The sequence below is a fragment of the uncultured Acetatifactor sp. genome (genome assembly GCF_948601915.1).
In the GTDB taxonomy this organism is placed as follows: domain Bacteria; phylum Bacillota; class Clostridia; order Lachnospirales; family Lachnospiraceae; genus Acetatifactor.
Genome location: NZ_CAPDXS010000034.1, coordinates 37,057 through 38,619, shown reverse-complemented (window position 1 = coordinate 38,619; position 1,563 = coordinate 37,057). Strand labels below are relative to the sequence as shown.

Below are 1,563 nucleotides of genomic sequence, written 5' to 3'. Positions count from 1 at the left end.
CAGGGGCAGCCATACATAATCGGCAATGGAAGTATCCGCGCTGGCCAGCATGGGGCTCTCTGCCAATGCCTTTTTCTCCTCCGGACTTACCCTGTATCGATCCGGCTCAAAGTGGGAGGCAATGGAGCGCTCTATCATGTCGGCTCTTTTTGCGTCCACCGGGTACCCCGGAACCCAGCGGTCCGCGATGGAAATATACAAGTCCTTTTTGCCCGGTACCTTGAATACCTGGGAAATCTGGCTGTTGTAGGAAGAGTTGGTTTCGTCCCGGGGATGCGGATTGCCGATGCTCACAAAGCTGTCCCGCCAGCTGCCCGAGACGGCGGCGTCGCTTTTATTCGGGATATATCCGCTCATTCCGCTGGTCAGCATGTATTTCCTGCCGTTTCGCTCAAAGAGGGCCACCGCCTCCCTGCAGAAGGGCGCGTGCAGGCCCATATACTGTCCGGAAACCTCCCTTTCCGCCCGCAGAAAATCATCCGACAATTCCATGCCGAGAATCCCATCATGGTCCGCGTCCATGAACAGATATGCCTTCCCGCTTTCCTCCTCTTTTACGAGGTCAAAATCGCCCACCTCTTTCCCGAAAGGACGGTAATTTTCTACCGCCACCTCATAGGGACCCAGGAATCTCTCCGCCTGCAGAAGGACGAAACAGGACTTTTCGCCGGAAAGCTTTATCCAGCAGACATATTTCCCCGTCTTCGGGCACTTCAGGATATGAGGACGGTCCACACAGGCAGAAGGATAAAGGTTTGACCGGGGATTTGTCAGATCCGGCTCGATGATCAGCCCCTTGTCCTCCCAGTTATACAGGTCCTCCGACGCGTAGGCGCGGATTCCCCAGGTCCAGATACCGCACACGCCGTCCGTTCGGTCCTTGTTTTCCCCATACCAGTAATAGATGCCGTCTTCATAGAACAGTGCGCCTCCGTGGGCCTGGATTCTTCTGCCGTCCGTGTCCCTCCATACCCTGCCCGGGTAGATAGCCGTCTGCCTCTGCGCCGGGATCTGCTCGGCCGCCGCTTTGGTCAGAGGCTGGCTTTTCAGCGCCTCTGTCATTTGTTCCATGCTCTCCTCTTCATAGGGGATGTTTCCCAGCTCCGCGTCCATGGCTTCCAGGCTGCTCTCCGAGATTGCGCCTTTCGCATACTCGGCCAGCTTCCGGACCGACATGCCCCTGGCGGCGGACTGCGCCACCCTTGCCCTCATCCCCGGCAGAAATCGGTCGAAAACGGCTGCCGTCCGCTCGTTGTCAAGAATTTCCCCAATACGCATATCAATATGATAAAACAAGATATCACCAGTCCTTTCCCATTTTTCATCTCATTCTTCCGGTTTCTTCATCTTCGTCAGCTTCCGGTTGATCTCCACCACCATCTCCGGCGTGATGGCGCCCCCGGCCATCTTGAAGAACTTGATAAAGGTGTTCCGAAGCAGCATGGCCTCCATCTCGGGAGTCCGCTTTACGCTCTTCGCCACGTCCCCCCGGGCGGCCCTGGCGATATTCACCATCTCATCCACCAGCGCCCTTCCCTCCGGCAGCCTGGCAACCGCCTCCAG

The 1,563-nt window shown here is 57.0% G+C and carries 2 protein-coding genes (1 of these 2 only partly in view); both read right to left on the bottom strand.

The annotated features are described in order from the left end of the window. Positions 1-1,212: family 43 glycosylhydrolase (locus Q2B33_RS07950; protein ID WP_300913943.1), on the bottom strand; the 1,212-nt coding region annotated here is incomplete at its 3' end. Between the two features lie 114 nt (positions 1,213-1,326). After that, positions 1,327-1,563 carry the final stretch of a glycoside hydrolase family 2 TIM barrel-domain containing protein gene (locus tag Q2B33_RS07945; protein WP_300913942.1) on the bottom strand. 1,989 nt of this gene lie beyond the right edge of the window, so 237 of the gene's 2,226 nt are visible here — the last part of the coding sequence; the start codon falls outside the window, past its right edge; the stop codon is at positions 1,327-1,329.